Annotated in this window: 14 protein-coding genes; 9 read left to right on the forward strand and 5 right to left on the reverse strand. The window is 70.6% G+C overall.

Going from position 1 to position 18624, the window contains the following annotated elements:
* The 3 genes from HY049_19515 to HY049_19525 all read left to right on the forward strand — a co-directional run.
* The coding region (locus HY049_19515; protein ID MBI3451088.1) for an amidohydrolase family protein at window positions 1-1044 on the forward strand (1044 nt) is incomplete at its 5' end.
* A 66-nt stretch (window positions 1045-1110) separates the two neighbouring features.
* Complete coding sequence (locus HY049_19520) at window positions 1111-1629, forward strand: DinB family protein (GenBank protein ID MBI3451089.1); 519 nt, start codon at window positions 1111-1113, stop codon at window positions 1627-1629.
* Window positions 1626-1964, forward strand: a complete 339-nt coding sequence (locus tag HY049_19525; protein ID MBI3451090.1) for an MmcQ/YjbR family DNA-binding protein — start codon at window positions 1626-1628, stop codon at window positions 1962-1964. The genes HY049_19520 and HY049_19525 overlap by 4 nt, the downstream gene beginning before the upstream one ends.
* 378 nt (window positions 1965-2342) lie before the next feature.
* Here the strand turns inward: HY049_19525 and HY049_19530 are convergent, their stop codons facing one another.
* The 3 genes from HY049_19530 to HY049_19540 are packed head-to-tail and all read right to left on the reverse strand — an operon-like array spanning window position 2343 to window position 7132.
* Window positions 2343-2690, reverse strand: coding sequence for a hypothetical protein (locus HY049_19530; GenBank protein ID MBI3451091.1), 348 nt, complete (start codon window positions 2688-2690; stop codon window positions 2343-2345).
* A gap of 54 nt (window positions 2691-2744) precedes the next feature.
* Window positions 2745-5450, reverse strand: a complete 2706-nt coding sequence (locus tag HY049_19535) for an amidohydrolase family protein (protein MBI3451092.1) — start codon at window positions 5448-5450, stop codon at window positions 2745-2747.
* A complete protein-coding gene (locus HY049_19540) occupies window positions 5447-7132 on the reverse strand; it encodes an amidohydrolase family protein (GenBank protein MBI3451093.1) in 1686 nt (561 codons plus the stop codon). Before HY049_19540 ends, HY049_19535 begins: the two co-directional genes overlap by 4 nt.
* A gap of 199 nt (window positions 7133-7331) precedes the next feature.
* Between HY049_19540 and HY049_19545 the strand changes: the two genes are divergently transcribed.
* Window positions 7332-9338: a hypothetical protein gene (locus HY049_19545; protein MBI3451094.1), complete on the forward strand. Its 2007-nt coding sequence runs from the start codon at window positions 7332-7334 to the stop codon at window positions 9336-9338.
* A gap of 3 nt (window positions 9339-9341) precedes the next feature.
* Window positions 9342-10157 (forward strand): DUF72 domain-containing protein, encoded by an 816-nt coding sequence (locus HY049_19550; GenBank protein ID MBI3451095.1) that lies wholly within the window; start codon window positions 9342-9344, stop codon window positions 10155-10157.
* Here the strand turns inward: HY049_19550 and HY049_19555 are convergent.
* Together HY049_19555 and HY049_19560 are read right to left on the reverse strand one after the other, a co-directional pair.
* Window positions 10144-10926 carry a dioxygenase gene (locus HY049_19555; GenBank protein MBI3451096.1) on the reverse strand — a complete coding sequence of 261 codons (783 nt, stop codon included), beginning with the start codon at window positions 10924-10926 and terminating at the stop codon, window positions 10144-10146. The genes HY049_19550 and HY049_19555 overlap by 14 nt on opposite strands.
* 14 nt (window positions 10927-10940) lie before the next feature.
* Complete coding sequence (locus HY049_19560) at window positions 10941-11291, reverse strand: nitrous oxide-stimulated promoter family protein (protein ID MBI3451097.1); 351 nt, start codon at window positions 11289-11291, stop codon at window positions 10941-10943.
* Between the two features lie 172 nt (window positions 11292-11463).
* Between HY049_19560 and HY049_19565 the strand changes: the two genes are divergently transcribed.
* From HY049_19565 to HY049_19580, 4 genes are all read left to right on the forward strand, one after another.
* Window positions 11464-13878: an ABC transporter permease gene (locus HY049_19565; GenBank protein ID MBI3451098.1), complete on the forward strand. Its 2415-nt coding sequence runs from the start codon at window positions 11464-11466 to the stop codon at window positions 13876-13878.
* Between the two features lie 8 nt (window positions 13879-13886).
* On the forward strand, window positions 13887-16271 hold the full coding sequence (locus HY049_19570) for an ABC transporter permease (GenBank protein ID MBI3451099.1): 2385 nt from the start codon (window positions 13887-13889) through the stop codon (window positions 16269-16271).
* Window positions 16272-16320: 49 nt separating this feature from the next.
* Window positions 16321-17361, forward strand: coding sequence for an SGNH/GDSL hydrolase family protein (locus HY049_19575; protein ID MBI3451100.1), 1041 nt, complete (start codon window positions 16321-16323; stop codon window positions 17359-17361).
* Window positions 17358-18624: hypothetical protein (locus tag HY049_19580; protein ID MBI3451101.1), on the forward strand; the 1267-nt coding region annotated here is incomplete at its 3' end. The genes HY049_19575 and HY049_19580, both read left to right, overlap by 4 nt.

The following is an 18624-nucleotide window of genomic DNA, read 5'->3' on the forward strand; positions in this document are numbered from 1 at the left end:
ATCCTTCTCGCCTCCGGGATCACGACCGTCCGGAACCCCGCGGCGCCGGCGGCCGACGGCGTGGCGCTGCGCGAGGCGGTGAGGTCCGGGCGGATCGCCGGCCCCCGCATCTTCACCGCGGGCGAGGCGCTGAACCGCGCCTTCCCGGATCTCGACGGCCCGGCGGTGGGGGTCTCGACCGAGGCGCAGGTCCGGCGCGAGGTGGATCGCCAGGCGGGGCTTCGTGTTGACTTCATCAAGGTCTACGGGACGCTCGGCCCGGATCTGGTGAAGGTCGCCATCGGCGAAGCCCACGCGCGCGGCCTCAAGGTCATCGGGCACCTGCAGAGGACGTCGTGGACCGAGGCGGCGCGCTTCGGGATCGACTTCATCACGCACGGCGCGCCGTGGTCGACGTCGCTCCTGCCGGCCGCCCGACGCGAGGCGTACGACGCGATCCGCGGGAGCCGCGAGCGCATCGCGTGGCTCGAGTGGGTGGATCTCGATGGGCCCGAGATCCGGGAGATGGTCGAGGAGATCGGCAGGCGCCGCATCCCGATCGACCCGACGCTCGTCGCCTACGACACGAAGTTCCGCGCGAACGACGCCTTCTACACGAAGAGCGCGGATCTCTCCCTCGTTCCGCCGCTGATACTGAAGATGTGGGAGGGGCCGGGGTTCACCGCGGGGTGGTCGGCGGAGGACTTCGCCCGGGGTCGAGCCGACTGGCCGAAGGTCCTCAAGCTCCTTCGCATGTACCGCGACCGCGGCGTGCCGCTCCTCGCCGGCTCCGACACGCCGAACCCGTGGGTGGTCCCGGGCCTCGGCCTCCACCGGGAGCTCGAGCTACTCGTCGAGGCGGGGTTCACCCCTCTCGAGGTCCTGACCATGGCGACGCGAAACGGGGCGGAGGCCCTGGGGATCGGCAACGAAGTCGGAACGGTCGAGGCGGGGAAACGGGCGGATCTCGTCGTGCTGACCGCCGATCCTTCGTCGGACATCCGCAACACGCGGAAGATCGAGAGGGTGTACCTCGGGGGGGCGGCGGTCGATCTTCACCCTTGAGCCTTGCGTTGCGACGCGCCGTGGGAAAGAGTGTGCGCGTGGCCCCGTGAATCAGGGAGGTGCGCGATGCAGGATTCCGTGACGACCCTTTCCGAGTTGAGCGAGGCGGCAGACGCCCTCTTCGAGACCGCCGAGGTCCTCGAGGACATGCTGGCCGGCGCGAGCGCGGACGATCTGACGTGGCTTCCCCCCGACGGCCCGTGGGCGGTCGTCCAGCACCTGTGCCACCTGCGCGATCTCGAGCGCGAGGGGTACTCGGTCCGGATCCGGCTGCTCCTCGACGGGAGCGAAGCGACGCTTCCCGACATCGACGGCGAGAAGCTGGCGATCGAGCGCGACTACTTCCATCAGGACGCGCGGAAGGCGCTCGCCGACTTCGCCGTCGCCCGCAAGGCCACGCTCAAGTCGCTCCGCCAGCTCGCGACCGACCAGCTCACCCTCGCCGGAACGCAGGAGGGGGTCGGCCCGGTCACCGTCGGCAGAGTCGTCGCGATGATGCTCGTCCACGACCGGGAGCACGTCGATCTGATCGACGGCCTCCTCCGGAAGACGGCCGCGCGTCCCGAAGAGCCCGCCGCCGCGTGACGCCCCTCGATCGACTCCGGAAGATCTGCCTCGCCCTTCCGGACACGGTCGAGACGATCACCTGGGGGCACCCGAACTTCCGCGTCGGGAAGAAGATCTTCGCCGCGTACGAAAACTACAAGGGTGACGACTGCATCTGCTTCAAGTGCGACCCGGAGATGCAGGATCTTCTCGTGGGCGACCCGCGCTACTTCCGCGCCCCGTACGTCGGGAACCGCGGCTGGGTCTCGATGAAGGTCGCGGGGCGCATCGACTGGAAGACGCTCGGAGCGCTCGTCGGGAGGAGCCACGAGCTGGTGGCGGCGAACCGGCGGCGGCGCCGGTTGAAAGGGTGAAGGGGTCCGTCGATTCAGTCCGCCGATCTCGGCTCAAGTCCGAGGAAGGGGATCTGCCGCGAGGATTCCGGGGTGAATCTCAGGAGGCACCGGAACGCCGCGGTATGGACGGCCGGGTTGGGTTCTCCGGCGTCGTACAGGTGCGCAATGAGATCGCGCCACCGAAGCAATTCGCGCCGGAGGCCTCGCGCCGGACGCACTTCGATGGTGAGGTCAGTCAGCCGGAGGACGCGCTCGTAGGATCCCAGCCGGCGTTCACGGTCGGACGCCCCCATGAGTTTCCCGGCCCGGTTCATCTCGTTTCCGATCATGAGGATCTGCTGGCTGAGGGGAAACGCGAGCCATCTCTCGGGGTCCATTGCAGCATGCTGAGTCACGTCACACCTGCTCCCCTTCCCCGATCAAGGCAAATGCGAGATCACGAACCTTCGATCGCACTGATGCGTCCTGGATCTCCATGCTCCGGTTCCCCTGCGCCGGCCGGATGTTGATCAGCGCCGTGAACTCGATGCAATCCTCTCGTCGTTGACCCGGATAATAGTTGGCGCCCCAGAGGTCCGCCTGGCGGCTTCCGTTCTCCAGAAGGATCTGCTCGGCGTCGGCGTGGAGTTCCCCGCCAATCGCAATCACGCCTTGCGAGATGTCCGCGACGAACTTCACCATGTCGCCAAAGTAGGACTCCACGAGGTGCGCGAGAGTCCCACGCTCGATCGGACCCTTCAGGATGACGATTCCCGGATCACCAGTGGACATCTCGCTCCCGCCACGACTTCCTGGCCGTCACTTCGCCGCCCTCCTCGGCCTGGCCGAGAACTTCTGGTACAGCCTGAGGTGCTTGTTCATCAGATCGACGCTGCGCCCGTCGATGTAGACGCGCTTCACCTCGGTGCGGATCTCGAGGGGATCGCCCGTCGTCACGATCAAACTCGCGCTCTTTCCCGCCTCGATCGACCCCAGGTCCCTCTCGACTCCCAGGATCCGGGCCGGGTACAGCGTCACCGCCTTGAGCGCTTCATCCCGAGGCAGCCCGAAGGCCGCCGCCATCGCGGCGTGGTACGGGAGGTTTCGCGTGTTCGCCGCATTGAACGAGCCACCGCCCCCCGAGATGCAGAACGCGACGCCGGCGTCATGAAGCGCGCGGGCCGACGTGAAGCGGACGTCGTACGCCTCGTCGTCACGGTCGGGCACGTCGAGAAGGGGTCCCAGAATAACGGGCACGTTCGCCGCCTTGAGATCCGCGGCCACGCGCCAGGCGTCCTCGCCACCGGCGAGGATCATCCGTAGTCCTTCCTCCGACGACCACTTCAAAGCATCCTTGATCTGCCGGATCTCCCCGGCGTGGACGACGACCGGAATCGACCCGTCGAGAGCCGGAAGCATCGCCTCGAGGACCGGGTCGGCCTCATGCAGGTGTCCCGCGGCCTTCGCCAGCTTGTAGGCCCGAGCCGCGGCGAATGCCTCACGAAGTTCCTTGAGCTTCTTCTCGCGGTCCTTCTTCGCGTCGTCGCGCGACACCGGCGGGCCGAAGTCGAAGCGCGAGCGAGCGCGCCACACCGGGTACTGGATGTGGAGGGCGACCGGCGACGCCGCCGAAAGCTCCTCCCACGTCCAGCCGTCGAGGCGCGTCAGAGAGCTCGTCCCGCTGATGAGGCCGCCCGACGGCACGGTGAGGACCTGGGTGACGCCGTTCGCGCGGGTGACCGGGATCAGCTCCGAGTCGGGGAAGACCGCGAGGTCGGTCCGAACGTCGGCGTTGTTCGAGCCGGTCTCCGAGACGTCGTCGCTCCCCTTGACGGAGCCGACCTCGGTGAGGCCGACGACCGTGTCCGCGTCGATGAGCCCCGGGTAGACGTGGAGGCCGTCGAGCTTCACGATCTCGGCGCCGCCGGGGATCGCGACGCCGCTGCCGACCGCGGCGATCCGGCCGGCCTTGATCACGATCGTGCCGTTCGGGATGTCGGGGCCGATCACGGGATGAATCGTCGCGCCGGTGAGGGCGATGACGGACGTGACCCCCTCGGGCATCCGGTACGGGAGAGGCTTCGCCGCGGGGGCGGCCTTCGTCGCCGCCGCCGGCTTCGCCTCGTCGACCTTCTTCTCCTCTTTCTTCTCCTCCCTCGCGACGGCGGCGGGCTTCGGCCTGTCGGCGTTCTTCACGGCGTCGATCAGCGCCGCTCGATCCTTCTCGCGCTGATCGCGCGCCGCGACGTCGGCGGCTCGGTCGAACCTCCTGACGCCGTCCACCCACGTCTGCTCGCAGACGGTGTACGTGCTCAGAGGATGTCCGCTCCAGATCGCCACGTCGGCGTCCTTCCCGGCCTCGAGCGATCCGGTCCACCTGTCCACGTGGAGCTGCCGCGCGGGGTTGATCGTGACGAGGGCGAGGGCCTCCTCCTCGGTGAGGCCGCCGTACTTGATCGACTTCGCCGCCTCGAGGTTCAGCCTCCGCGCGAGCTCGTTCGAGTCGCTGTTGTACGAGACGAGAACTCCCCGCTTCGTCATGAGGGCGCCGTTGTAGGGGATCGCGTCCCACGCCTCCTGCTTGTAGGCCCACCAGTCGGAGAAGGTCGAGCCTCCCGCCCCGTGCGCGGCGATCTCGTCGGCGACCTTGTACCCCTCGAGGACGTGCTGGAAGGTCGCGATCCGGAAGCCGAACTCCTCGGCAAGCCGGATGAGCATCAGGATCTCGTCCTGCCGGTAGCAGTGCGCGTGGACGAGGCGCTTCCCGTCGAGGATCTCGACGAGGGCCTCATTCTGGAGATCCTTCCGCGGCGGCTCCCTGTGCTGGCGATCTTTTTCCGGGAGGGCGCTGTAGTCCGCCCACTCCTTCTTGTAGTCGCGCGCCGCGAGGAAGGCCTTGCGGATCGACGCCTCGACCCCCATGCGCGTCGCGGGGTACCGGGGCGATTCGCCGCGATCGGGCTGGAAGTTCGATCGCTTCGGGTTCTCGCCGAGGGCGAACTTCACGCCGGGAGGTGCGGCCTGGAAGATCAGGTCCGCCGCGGGAGATCCCCATCGGAGCTTGATGACGGCGTTCTGCCCGCCGATCGAGTTCGCCGATCCGTGGAGGACGTTGGCCGTCGTGAGGCCGCCGGCCAGCTCGCGGTAGACGGCCACGTCGGTGCCGTCGAGAACGTCGGCGATGCGGACCTCGGCGGTGATGTTGTTCGACCCCTCGTTGATCCCGCCGTCCACCGCGGTGTGGCTGTGCGCGTCGATGAGGCCGGGTGTGACGTGCTTCCCTGTCGCGTCCACGACGAGCGATCCCGGCGGCGCGTCGATCCTCTCGGCGATCCTCGCGATCTTCCCGTCCCTGATCAGCAGGTCGGCCCTCGCGAGGATCCCGGCCTTCGACATCGTCCAGACGGTCCCCCCCTGGATGAGGACGGTCGACGGCGGCTTCGCGGCGTCGGCCGCCATCGGAACGGGAATCGAGAGGGCCGCGAGGGCCAGCGCGAAGAGCGCGATCAGAATCCGGCGGCTCACAGGGCACCTCCGTTCGGTCCGGACGTCCGCGTTCCCTTGAGCGTGAAGGACGGTCCCGACGACGACTCCCCTTCCCCCTCGAAGCTCTCGCCGGTGATCACGACGTCGATGTGGACCATGCCGTTGCCGCGCGAGGAGGGCTGCTCGATCTTCAGCTCGTTCCCGAGAAGCGTCATCGACTGGAAGGTGACGGTCCCCTCGCGGGTCTCCGCCGTCCCCTCGTACGCCCCTTCCTTCCCGCCGATCGTCCACGTGCGGACGACCGTGACCGAGCCGAAGCTCACCGTCACCGACCAGGTCCCCCGCGGGTCGACCTTCGCGTTCGGGTCCCCCTTCAGTTTCTTCTGCTCGACGACGTACTCGACGCCGTCGATGTAGACGCGCGAGGGCTTCGTCTTCTCCCCGAAGAGCGGCCCGTCCTCCATGACGACGTCGGCCGCCTTCCCGGCCTCGATCGTCCCCATCGATCGGTCCACGCCGTAGAGCTTCGCGGGGTTCACGGTGAGGGCGGCGAGGGCCGCGTCCTCGGTCAGCCCCGCCTCGATCGCCTTTCTCAGGTGATCGGGGAACTCTGCGAGGTTCTTCATGCGGCATGTGCCGATCGCGATCGGAACGCCCGCCGCCGCGAGGCGTCCCGCGTCGGCGCGCGCCGAGACGTAGCGCCTGAGCGTCTCGTTCGTGGCGTCGAGGGCCTCGTCGGCGTCGTCGATCTCGGGCTTGTCCGGGAAGGCCATCGAGACGATGACCGGGCGCCCGAAGGCCTTGATGCCGTCGAGAACCTCGGCATCCGCCCCCGATCCCACGACCATCGCGTCGAGGTTGAACTCCTTCGCGAGGGAGAGGGCGCGCAGCACGTTCGCGGGCGTCGTCGCGTCGAAGACGACCGGGATCCTCGCCGACGCGGCGAGCGCGAGCGGCGCGTAGGCGGTCACCGTGTCGGGGCGCTTCATCCCCTTCGGGTCGGCGTCGTAGCGCGCCTGCCAGACGTCGTGGCGCTTCGCGTCCTCGAGCCCCTGGCGGATGACGGCGATGACCCCCATCAGCGATCCCGGGTAGCCCCCGCGGAAGCCACCGGTCTCGAAGGCGATGTGCTGGGCCGCGTCGGCGCGGACGACGCTCTGCGCGACGGGGCCCGCGCCGAGCGTGATGAGCGCGCTGGTGCCTCGGAAGATCCCTTCGTTCGGGACGGCGAGCGCGGCGGTGAAGCCGAAAGCTCGCTGCCGCTCGAGGTCGTTGTCGGTCAGGGCGAGCTGGTCGAGGGCGCGCTTCTCGGGGTGGACGCGGGAGATGGGGTGGCCGGCCCCCGCCGGGGTCTCGGTTCTCGCGGCGCGAGGGGCTGCGCCCGGGGCCGCTGCGGTCTCGGGCTGGCGGAGGCCGATGTCGGAGCAGGCGTCGATGAAGCCGGCGTGGACGGTCTTCCCCTTCGCGTCGACGACGACGGCGTCGTCGGGGGTTTTCACGTCGGCGCCGACCGCTTCGATGGTCCCGTCGCGCAGGACGACGGTGGCGTTGTCGATGACATGGCCCGGAGAGACGACGACGCGCCCTCCGGTCAGCGCGTAGACGCGCGGGCGGTCCGCGCGCGTCTCGGCGACACCGGCCAGCACGACGATGGCCATCGCGGCCAGCGCGAGGCCCGGCGCGCGCAGTCTTCCCCTCGTTCGATCCCCCGAGTGAGGCATTCCCCCTCCGTTGCGAGCGCGGTCAGGCGCCGCCGGTTCCTGTTGGATGAGCGGGACATGTTATCCGCGCGCGGAGGGATGGGGCAATCCGGAGCGCCGGGGCTTGCCTGTTCCCCGACCGCAGAGCTTCGGGTATCCTCGCCGCGTCATGGAACCGAGCCGAAGGCCGCGATGGAATCGAGCCAGGCGCCGGGAGGCCGTGGTCCTCGTGGCCGCCCTCGCGCTCACGTCGATGCCTCCCCCCGCCGTCTCGCAGACGGAGGACGGCTCGGACCCCGCCGTGGCGGTCCCGCTCGTCGAGACGACGAGCGTCACGCTCACGCTCTTCGACGTGGAGGCGGTCGGCAAGAACGGGCGGCCGATGCGCGGGCTCAAGAAGAAGGACTTCGTCGTCCGGCTCGACGGGAGGCTCTGGCCGATCTACAGCGTCGATGATTCGTGCGCGTGCCAGGATTCGGCGCCGGGCGACGCGACGACGGTCGCTCATGCGGGGAGCGCCCCCGAGCTGCAGAAGACCGGCGCGCCGGCGGCGCCGGCCTCCCCGCCCGGCGAGTTCGTCATCTACATCGATTTCAGCCAGCTTCAGCTCGACGGGCGCGCGCGCGTAAGGAGCGAGGTCACCCGGTGGATCCGCGAGACGATGGGACCGGGGGACCAGGTCATGATCGAGGGCTACTCGAGCTCGGACGGCCTTCGCGAGATCCGCGCCTTCACCGGCGACAGGGCGTCGCTGGTCGCCGCGATCGACCGGGCCTACGCCGACCGGTCGCTGCTCGACGAGTTCCCCGATCTGCTGGAATCGCGCGTCGAGGAGTGCCGCCACTACCCCCGCGTCTGCCCCGGCTACGCCATGGAGGAGTTCGAGCACGGGCGCCGGTCTCTGAACGTGCTGAAGAAGTTCCTCGACCGGTTCGACGACAGGTCCGGCCGCCGGACTCTCCTCTTCTTCCAGCAGAACGGCGCGATGTCCCCGGGGCGATTCTACGGCCGGGAGACGCCCACCCAGTACGCCGACCTCGAGGAGGTCGCCGCCTCCGCCTCCTCGGCCCATACGGTCGTGTACCCCATCAACGCCGCCCCGCTCCCCGTCGGCGTGGGACTGGACAGCGTCACCGAGATTCTCGAGGAGGAGACGCTCGCGATGGCGTCGCCCCTCGCGGATTTCACCGGAGGGAAGTACAACAAAGGCCCGGGCGATCTGTCGCGGCTCACCGACGAGGCGGCGCGCGGATGCCGGTGTCTCTACAGGATCGCGCTGCGCCCCCCCGAAAAGCAGGGCCGCCGCATCTACGACGTGAAGATCACGGCTGCAGGCGTGAGCCTCCCCCACGCCTACCGCGTGAGGTTTCTTGGCGATGCGGATCGGTGGATGGCGAACGCGCAGGCGGTTCTGTTGAACCCGGGAGAGGCTCGGGACGTCGAGGTCGGGGCGGCGATCGTCCCGAGGAGCGCGTCCGCCAGGGGATGGGACGCCGACGTCGAGGTCTCCGTCGCGCTCGACTCCCTCGCCCTCATTCCGGGGGCTCTCGGGCAGGTGGGGACGTACGAGGTCGGCGCGCTGATGAGCCGGCTCGACGGGAACGAGAGATGGGAGCTCCTGGGAAACTACAAGGTGAGCCGCGATCGCGAGGGGGAGACGGGCCGGGTGGCGCTGCACCGGAGGACGATCACGCGACTCAGGCCCGGGCGCTACCGCCTGGCCGCGTTCGCGCGCGATCGCACGGTGAACCTGTTCGGGGGCGCCGAGGGGCTCGTCGATCTTCCGGAGCCAGCGAAACCGGGGTCGGCCGGCCCCGTGGTGATGCGCGCGTCACGGCGCACGATCGTCGCCGCGCTCCCGCTCAGCGGCGAGACGAAGGCCGAAATCGCGGGGGCGGGGACGGGCGAGGAGGGATCGATCCCAGCAGGCGTCGGGATGATCGCACGGGGGGAGCCTCTGAGCCTCGAGACCTGGATCTGCTCCGGCGGCGAACATCCGCCTGCGAGCGCTGTCCGGTACGTCTCGCGGAAGGAGATCCCGATCTTCAGGTTCGAGAGCACCGAGCCGGCGCCGACGGGAAGGTGCCTGCACTTCAGCGATCGCGTCGACACGTCGAGCATCGAGGCCGGCAACTACCAGTACCACATCCGGTGGGCGCCCGAGCCCGGCGCCGCGGAACGGGACACGGAGGCGCCGTTCGACGTGACGGGGCGCGGGGGGAGCTGACACGTGATGCCGCACGCCGACCTCCACCTCGGGACATCCTCGTGGTCGAGCGCCGACTGGGACGGCGTCTTCTACCCGAAGGGGATGGCCGCGCGCGACTACCTCGCCCACTACGCGACGAAGTTCCGCAGCGTGGAGGTCGACGCAACGTTCTACCGCGTGCCCGCCCTCTCGACCACCAGGAAGTGGCGGAGCGATCTCCCCGAAGGGTTCAAGCTCGCGGCCAAGGTGCCGCAGGCGATCACGCACGAGAAGGGAATGGTCGACTGCGCCCAGAACCTCGCGGCCTTCCTCGCGGCGATGGAGCCCCTCGGCGACCGGCTCGGGCCGCTTCTCCTCCAGTTCCCGTACTACAAGAAGGACGCGGAGATGACGGAGAAGGTCTTCCTCGAGAGGCTCGATGCCTTCCTCCCCCTCCTGTCGGCCGACTACAGGTTCGCCCTCGAGATCCGAAACAAGGGATGGCTCAAGCCCGCGCTCTTCGATCGGCTGTCGAAGCACCGCGTCGCCTTCGCGCTCATCGACCACCCGTGGATGCCGAACCCTGCCCAGTACTCCGCGATGGAGCCCTTCACCGCCGACTTCGCGTACGTGAGATGGCTCGGGGATCGCTACGCCATCGAGAAGATCACGAAGAGCTGGGACAGGGTCATCGTGGATCGATCGCGCGAGATGGAATCGTGGGTTCCGCTCATCAAGGCGATCCTCGAGGGGAAGCGGGCGATCTATGCCTACTTCAACAACCACTACTCCGGCCATGCCCCGGGGTCGATCGAGCTCTTCGAGAAGATCTGGCGGGAGAAGATCACTCCAGCGTGACGGACCTGAGGCTGATGGTGGCGTGCTCGAACCCCTCGAACGCGTAGCTGACGCGCGGCCGCGCGCCGCCGCCTGACGCCGCCCCCGCCGCCACCAGAAGCGGGGCGTAGTGCTCGACAGTCGGATGCGCGATGCGGCCGTGCGGCGCCCGATCTCGGAAATCGGCGAGGGCGTCGAGAGCCCACGCGTCCAGCGAGCCTTTCACCCACGCGTCGAACTCCCGCGCCCAGGGGCGCGCGACCTCGCTCTCGTCGAAGAGATCGGCGGTCCTGAGATTGTGGACGAGGTTTCCGCTCCCGAGGATGAGAACCCCTTCGTCGCGGAGCGGCGCGAGGGCCCGCCCGACATCCACGTGGCGCGCGAGCGGCATCCCCGCCAGGAGGCTGAGCTGCACGACGGGGATCGAGGCCGCGGGGTAAAGGCGGCGGAGCGGCGCCCACGCGCCGTGATCGAGCCCGCGCGCGCCATCCTCCGTGGCCGGGAGGCCCGCCGCGCGCAGGAGCGCCGCGATCCGGGCGGCGAGCGCGGGATCTCCCGCAGCGGGATAGCGCACGGCGAAGAGCTCCTCGGGGAAGCCGTGGAAATCGTGGATCGTCTCGGGGCGATCCGAAGACGTCGCGGCGAGGCGCGGCGACTCCCAGTGCGCGGAGACGGCGAGGATCGCCCGCGGCCTCGGGAGGCCCCGGCCCCAGGCGAGCAGGAACCTGGTGAATATCGTGTCGCGGATCGCGTTCAACGGGTTCCCGTGCGCGCAGAAGACGACGGGCATCCGGGCGGGGCCCGTCACGTTCTCTCCCCCCGGGGCTTCTTCGCGGCCGGCGGCTCCTTGCGGAAGCTGTCGAGCCAGTGCCTCAGCGCGAAGAGTGGATGCCGGAGCATCATCCGGGGGCCGGCGTACCGCATCACTTCCTTCACCCGGTCGCGCATCGCGGGCTTATAGCAGTGGATCGGGCAGTCGGCGCACGGGGGCTTCTCGTCCGCGAACGGGCACCGCCGGAGGCGCTGCTCGGCATAGCCCAGCAGGCCGCCGCACGCCTCGCAGAGACCCGCGGTCGCGCCATGCCGGCGCTCGCAGAAGAGGCGCACCATCGCCTCGATCGTCGCCCGCTCCCTCTCGAGGTGGCCTTCGCCCATCGCGGGGCAGTCTACGGCCGGCGCCGGGGGAAGGCCATTTCCGGAACGATCGTTCCCACAACCGAACATCCGCGGCGACCCGAGCGCCGCCGGCGCTCACCGCAAGTCCAACGAACCCGAGAGCTTGAGATGGCGGCGGGAGGTGGTACGTTCTTAGGAACAGAGCTGCGGCATGAGCTCACTCCTCCACGACATCCGTCACGCCTTCCGGTCGTTGCGCGGAAGCCGCGGCGTCGCCACCGTCGTCGTCCTCACCATGGCCCTCGGCATCGGCGCGAGCACGCTGATCTTCAGCGTCGCCGACGCCGTGCTCTGGCGCCCGCTCCCCTACCCCGAGCCGGATCGCATCGCGCTCCTGCAGGAGACGAACCTCCAGACGGGGGGCAGGCCGTTCCACGTCTCGTACCCGAATTTCCGCGACTGGCGAGAGGCGAGCCAATCGTTCGAGTCGATGGCTCTCTGCACGTCGGGCGGCGGCGTCGCGACCGGCCTCGGCGATCCGATGCGCGTCGGCGAGGCGCTCGTCTCGTCGGAGATCTTCTCCCTCTTCCGGACCTCCGCGGAGATCGGCCGGACGATGCTCAGAGAGGACGATCGCCCCGGCGCGCCGAAGGTCGTCGTCGTGAGCCACGCCTTCTGGGTGAAGCATCTCGCCTCGGATCCCGCCGCCCTCGGCCGGAGCTTCGAGATCGACGGCGACGCCTTCACGGTCGTCGGGGTGATGCCCGCCTCCTTCGCGTTCCCCTCCTCCGAGGTCGAGGTCTGGGTCCCGATGGGTCCCTTCGCGAAGCTCCTCGACAATCGGGCCGTGCATCGCCTCAGCGCGCTCGGGCGGCTCAGGCCCGGGGTGACGTTCGACGCCGCCCGCGCCGAGATCGCGTCGATCGCGGCCGCCATCCAGGCGAAGGACCCCGCCGCCGACCCCCGGCACGGCGCGACGGTCACCCCCTACCGCGAGTCCCTCGTCGACGACTACCGACCCGCGCTGGTCATCCTCCTCGGCGCCGTCGGCTGCGTGGTGCTGATCGGCTGCACGAACGCGGCCCACCTCCTCCTCGCGCGGGCCGTGGCCCGCGGCCGCGACGCGGCGATCCGATCGGCCCTGGGCGCCTCGCGGGCCCGCATCGTCCGCCAGGCGATCGTCGAAGGAGCGCTCGTCGGCCTCGCCGGCGGCGCTCTGGGGCTGCTCCTCGCCCAGTGGGGGCTTGCGCTGCTCTCGTCGGGGCAGCTCGACTTCCTGCCGCTCGCGCGCGGCGCGACGATCGACGCGCGCGTCGTCGCCTTCTGCATCGCGACGTCCCTGGCCGCGGGCCTTCTCGCGGCCATCGCCCCGGCGGTGAAGCTCGGCCGCCTCGACATCCACGGCGCGCTCAAGAACCAGGCCGGCGTCCCCTCGCGCCGGGCGGCGATCGATCCGCGCCGCGGCCTCGTCGCGCTCGAAGTGGCGCTGTCGATCGTGCTCCTCGTCGGCGCCGGGCTGATGATCCGGAGCCTCGCGCGCGTCCTCGCCGTCGACCCGGGATTCAGACCCGAGCGAGTCCTCACGATGGCCGTCTCGCTCCCCTCGACCACCTTCGCCGACCGCCCCGCGATCGTCGCGTGGTACCGCGATCTCCCCGAACGGCTCGCGACCGTCCCTCAGATCGAGAGCGTGAGTGCGGTCAACGCGCTGCCGATCAGCGGCGGGGACGCCCAGGGGAACGTGACGATCGAGGGGCGCGCCTTCGTCGCGGGCGAGGTCCCCTCCGCGAGCTTCCGGCGCATCCTCCCCGGCTACTTCCCCACGATGGCGATCCCGATCGTCGAGGGGCGCGATTTCGACGCCCACGACACCGGCGCCGGGGACGACAAGGTCGTCATCGTCAACGAGGGGATGGCCCGGCGCTTCTTCCCGCGAGGGAAGGCCGTGGGCTCGCGGATCAAGATCGGCCCCCCCGAGCGCGAGCCGTGGCTGAAGATCGTCGGCGTCGTCGCCGACGTGAAGAACGTGGGCCTCGACGCGGGGACGGCCCTCGCGACGTACGAGCCCCACGCGCAGAGGCCCTGGTCCGACATGAGCGTCATCGTCCGGACGAAGGGGGATCCGGCCCGCGTGGCCGAGGCGGTCCGCGCGCGGATTCGCGAGGGGCACACCGACATCCTCGCCGACCAGGTGGACACGATGGAGGGAAGGATCGCCGCGTCGGTCGCGGGACGAAGGCTCAACATGGCCCTCCTCGCCGCCTTCGCCGGCCTCGCCCTCGCCCTCGCGGCCGTCGGCGTCTACGCCGTGATGGCCTTCTCCGTGAGCCGGCGCACGCGGGAGATGGGGATCCGCATGGCCCTCGGCGCGCGGCGCCTCGACGTCGTGAGGCTCGTCATCGCCGAAGCGGCCGGGCCGGCCGTGGCCGGGATCGGCGCGGGACTGGCCGCGGCGGCGGCGCTCACGCGCCTCCTCTCGAGCCTTCTCTTCGACGTGAGCCCCCTCGACGCCACGACCTTTTTCGCGGCGCCGCTCGTCCTCGCGGCGGTCGCTCTCCTCGCCTCGTACCTGCCCGCGCGCCGGGCGGCCGGAACCGACCCGTTGATCGCTCTCCGGAGCGAGTGAGGTCAGAGATGAGCGGTCTCCTCCAGGATCTTCGCCACGCCGTGCGGCTCCTCCGGAAGACGCCGGGGTTCACCCTCGCGGCGATCCTGACCCTCGGCCTGGGCATCGGCGCGAACACGGCGATCTTCACTCTGGTCGAGGGGGTTTTCCTGGGCCCCCTTCCGTACCGGGAGGCCGAGAGGCTCGTCTCACTCCACGACGTCCAGGCGGCGCAGGCGGACGCCCCCGCCTCCTACCCCGAGTACATCGACTGGAAGGGGCGGGGGGAGATCTTCGAGAGCGTCGCGGCGTGTTTCACCTTGCGCTCGATCCTCACCGGCGCCGGGGATCCGTTCGACGCCTCGACCCGCTTCGTCGCCGGCGATCTCCTGGCCGTCCTCGGGACGCGCCCGGCGCTCGGCCGCGACTTCCTTCCCGAGGAGGAGGTCGCGGGCGGTCCCGGCGCCGCGATCGTCAGCCACGCCCTCTGGCAGTCGCGCCTCTCGGCCGACCCGGCGATCGTCGGGCGGATGGTGACGCTCGACGGGCGCGCCGTCACCATCGTCGGCGTCCTTGAGGCGGGGTTCCGGATCGAGCGGGACGCGGACGTCTGGATCCCGCTCCGCCCCACGCCCGACATGGTGCCGCGCGGCATGCACTTCCTGAACGTCTACGCGCGCCTCAAGGACGGCGTCGACGCCGCGCGCGCGCGACGCGAGCTCGAGACCTTCGCCGCGGGGCTGCGCGCGGGAGGCGTCACCGATCACGACGTTGCGCTGACGCCTCTGCGCGCTCGAATCGTCGGCGACGCGGGCCGCACGCTCCTCCTGCTCCAGGTCGCGGTCGTCGCGGTCCTCCTGATCGCGTGCGCGAACGTCGCGAGCCTCACCCTCGCGCGCTCGGCGGCGCGCCGGTCGGAGATCGCGGTCCGCCTCGCTCTCGGCGCGAGCCGCGGCCGGATCGTCCGCCAGATGCTCACGGAGGGCCTCGTCCTCGCGATGAGCGGCGGCGCTCTCGGCGTGCTCCTCGCCTGGTGGGGGGTGGACGCCGGAGTGTCCAGCGGGGCCTTCGCCGTCCCCGGGGAGATCCGCCCTGGCATCGACCCGGCGGTCCTCGCCTTCACGCTCGGCGTCTCGATCGCCGCGGCCCTCCTCTTCGGCCTCGTCCCCGCCTGGCAGGCGACCGGCGCGAGCCTCCAGGCGTCGCTGGCGCAGGGAGGCCGGAGCGACGCCGCGCGGCGCGGATCGCTGCGGCGCGCGCTCGTCGCCTGCGAGGTCGCGATCTCGGTCGTCCTCCTGATCGGATCGGGGCTCCTCCTCCGCAGCCTCTGGCGGGCGCTCGAAGAGCCGATCGGGTTCGATCCGGCGCGCGTGCTCTCCCTGGACGTCCACCTCGGCGACCCCCGCTACGCAGAGCCCGCGCGCGCGGCCGGCTTCGTCGAGGAAGCGCGGCGGAACATCGCGGCCCTCCCGGGCGTCGAGTCGGCGGCCGCGGTGCTGACCATCCCCCTCTCGGGGGGCTCCGCGAACGGCAACTTCGGGATCGACGGGCGCACCTTCCCCGCAGGCTCCGAACCGATCGCCGACAAGCTGACCGCGACGCCAGGGTACTTCCGCACGATGCGGATACCCCTCCTCCGCGGGCGCGACTTCGACGATCGCGACAGGGCGGGCGCTCCCGGGGTGGCGATCGTCAACGAGGCGCTGGCGCGGCAGTGGTTCCGCGGCGTCGATCCCGTCGGGAAGCGCATCGCGTTCAACTGGCAGACCGAAGGGTACCAGACGATCGTCGGCGTGGTGGCCGACACGAAGATGAGTCAGGTCGAGGAGTCGCCGCGCCCGGCGATCTACGTGCCGGTGGCCCAGCGCCCCGACACCGCGCTGACGTTCGTCGTTCGGACGGCGTCACCCCCGGCCGCGATGGCCCGCGCCCTCGGCGAGACGATCCACGCCCTTGATCGAAACCAGCCGGTGCCCGCCCCTCGGACGATGGAGTCGATCGTCTCGGACTCACTGACCCCGCGGCGCGCGCCGGCGGCGCTCGTCGGCGCCTTCGCCTCGGTGGCCCTCGCGCTCGCGGCGCTCGGGATCTACGGGCTCCTGAGCTTCTCGGTGGCGCAGCGCACGCACGAGATCGGACTGCGCATGGCCCTCGGCGCGCGGGCGGCCGACGTCCTCCGGATGATCCTCCGCGAGGGGCTGAGTACGACGCTCGCGGGGGTCGGCCTCGGCCTGATCGCGGGCCTCGCCCTCACGCGGCTCATCTCCGGGATGCTCTACGGCGTCTCCTCGTCCGACCCCGCCACCTTCGCCGCCGTCGCGATCACCCTCACCGCGGTCGCGCTCGTCCCCGCTTACGTGCCGGCGCGGCGGGCGACGCGCATCGACCCGATGGCCGCGCTCCGGAACGAGTAGGGATCGAACCGCTCTTGCGGCCGGAGCGCGCCCGCGCGCACAATGCGCCATGGGTTCCGCCCGGACGATTCGAGGGAGGCTCCTCCTCCTCGCCGCCGCCTCCGCCGCCGCGCTCCTCCTCGGCGAGATCCTCGTCCGCCTCACGGGCAGCGCCCCCCAGGTCGCCTTCTTCCGGAACGATCAGTTCCAGCTCTCGAAGAACGTCCGCATCGGCTGGGAGCCGATCCCGAACCCCGACGCAACCGGCGACTCGCTTCATCCGGCCTGGAGTGAAGCCCAGCGGAACTCCCTCGGCTACCGCGACTACGAGCACACCGTCCTCAAGGTCCCCGGCGTCTACCGCATCGCCGTCCTCGGCGACAGCGTGGCGAAGGGGTTCGGCACCGAGCGGCACGAAGGGACATTCCCGAGCGTCCTCGAGCGCAAGCTGACGGAGGGCGGCGCGCGCGCCGAGGTGCTGAACTTCGGCGTCGAGGGGTACAACACGCAGCAGGAGGTCGAGACGCTGCGGGATCGGGCCCTGGCGTACTCCCCCGATCTCGTCGTGCTGGCCTACGTCCTCAACGACCGGACGTGGCCGGCGCATCATCTTTACATCGAGATGCTGGAGCGCGAGTTCCGGACGCGGAGCGTGAGCCTCACCCGCCTCTCCCCCGTCCTCGCCCACAGCGCGCTGTACCGCTTTCTCCGCTTCGGCGTCCTCGATCGATTCTTCGCGAGCGCCGTCAGCTCGGACGCCCGGGTGAAGGAGTTGGTCGATCTCGTCCAGAAGGACACGGTCGAGGAGTACTTCGGCGTCCTCGCGGGGCTGTCGAAGTCGGGCGGCTTCGACGTGGTGGTCGTCGTATTCCCGACCCTCGACGCACTGTCGAGCTACAACCATCGCGACGAGCACCGATGGGTGAGGGACCTCTCGGCGCGGCACGGCTTCCGGCACCTCGATCTCCTCGACGCCTTCGTCGAGTGCCAGCGGCTCTCGAAGGATCCCGTCGGCCTCGACGACGTGCACCCGACGTTCGTCGGCCTCTATTGCGCGGGGGTGAAAACGGCGTCGTACCTCCTCGAGCAGGGGCTGGTGCGCCCACGATGACGACGCACGGCTCGAGGCTCCCGGCGCGCGCGGCGCTCGGCACCCTCGTCGCCCTGGGCGCGTTCCACGCCTGGTGGCGCGCCTTCCTCATCGACGACGCCTACATCTCCTTTCGCTACGCGCGCAACCTCGCGCTCGGCCGCGGCCTCGTCTTCAACCTCGGCGAGAGGACGGAGGGGTACACGAACTTCCTCTGGACCCTCTTCGCCGCCGCGGCGATCCGGCTGGGGCTCGACCCGGGGGTCGCCTGCCAGGGTCTCGGCATCGCGTGCGCGGTCGCCACGCTCCTCGTCGTCCACCGCTTCGGGCGCGATCTCGGCGCCGGCCGGTGGGGGGCCCTCCTCGCCCCCGCGATGCTCGCCGTGAACCGCTCGTTCGCCGCCTGGGCCACGTCGGGGCTCGAGACGCGCCTCTTCACCCTTCTCGTGATCGCGGCGGCGTGGCGCCTCCACGCCGAGCGGCGGCGCCTCGACGAGGCCCGGGCCGTCTTTCCCTTCTCCGGCATCCTCATCGCCGCGGCGTGCCTCACGCGTCCCGAGGGGTATCTCGCCCTGGCCGTGGCGGGGGCCGGGGTGGCGATCGCCTCGCTCCGGAAGGGAGGAGGGCGGCCCTATCCCCTCGGATGGGCGGCCGCCGCCGTCGCGATCCCTCTCGCCCATCTCCTCTGGCGCCACGACTACTACGGCGACTGGGTCCCGAACTCGTTCCACGCCAAGGTGCCGGGGCTCAGGCTCGAGAGCGGCTGGATCTACCTCCGCGCCTTCGCGGGGGCGCACCTCGGGCCCGCGGCCGCGGCCCTGATCGCCTGGCCCCTCGCGCGGTGGCTCGGCGCGCGCCGCGGCTCGGCCTCGGATTCGGACGCCGGGACGTCTCTCGTTCCCCTCTCGGCGTTCTCCCTCCCCTTTGCCGCCCTCTATCTCGTCTACACGTGGGCGATCGGCGGGGATCACTTCGAGTTCCGCTTCGTCGACGCTCCCCTCGTCATCGCCTACCTCGCCTCCGCGCTGGCGATCCTCGAGGCGTCGCGTCTCACCGGATGGCCCGTGCGCGCGCGGGGGGGGCTCGCCGCGGCCGCTCTCCTCCTCGCCGGGTGGTCGTCGCTCGCGCCGTTCCGGGGCCAGGACACGAGGGTCGGCACGGCGGGGGAGGAAACGTATGTCTCCATCACGTCGGTCGAGACCGAGGCGGAGTACCTGAGGCGGTGGGCGAAAATCGGCCGGGGGCTGCACGAGCACGCCGCGCCCGACGAGTCGATCGCGGTCC

This window comes from Acidobacteriota bacterium (assembly GCA_016195325.1).
Lineage (GTDB): Bacteria > Acidobacteriota > Polarisedimenticolia > JACPZX01 > JACPZX01 > JACPZX01.

Bases quoted from the DNA above. Each gene is read 5' to 3' on its own strand.
- HY049_19570 (MBI3451099.1), top strand. From the start codon at position 13,887: ATGAGCGGTCTCCTCCAGGATCTTCGCCACGCCGTGCGGCTCCTCCGG.
- HY049_19555 (MBI3451096.1), bottom strand. From the start codon at position 10,926: ATGCCCGTCGTCTTCTGCGCGCACGGGAACCCGTTGAACGCGATCCGC.
- HY049_19560 (MBI3451097.1), bottom strand. From the start codon at position 11,291: ATGGGCGAAGGCCACCTCGAGAGGGAGCGGGCGACGATCGAGGCGATG.
- HY049_19565 (MBI3451098.1), top strand. From the start codon at position 11,464: ATGAGCTCACTCCTCCACGACATCCGTCACGCCTTCCGGTCGTTGCGC.
- HY049_19540 (MBI3451093.1), bottom strand. From the start codon at position 7,132: ATGCCTCACTCGGGGGATCGAACGAGGGGAAGACTGCGCGCGCCGGGC.
- HY049_19520 (MBI3451089.1), top strand. From the start codon at position 1,111: ATGCAGGATTCCGTGACGACCCTTTCCGAGTTGAGCGAGGCGGCAGAC.
- HY049_19575 (MBI3451100.1), top strand. From the start codon at position 16,321: ATGGGTTCCGCCCGGACGATTCGAGGGAGGCTCCTCCTCCTCGCCGCC.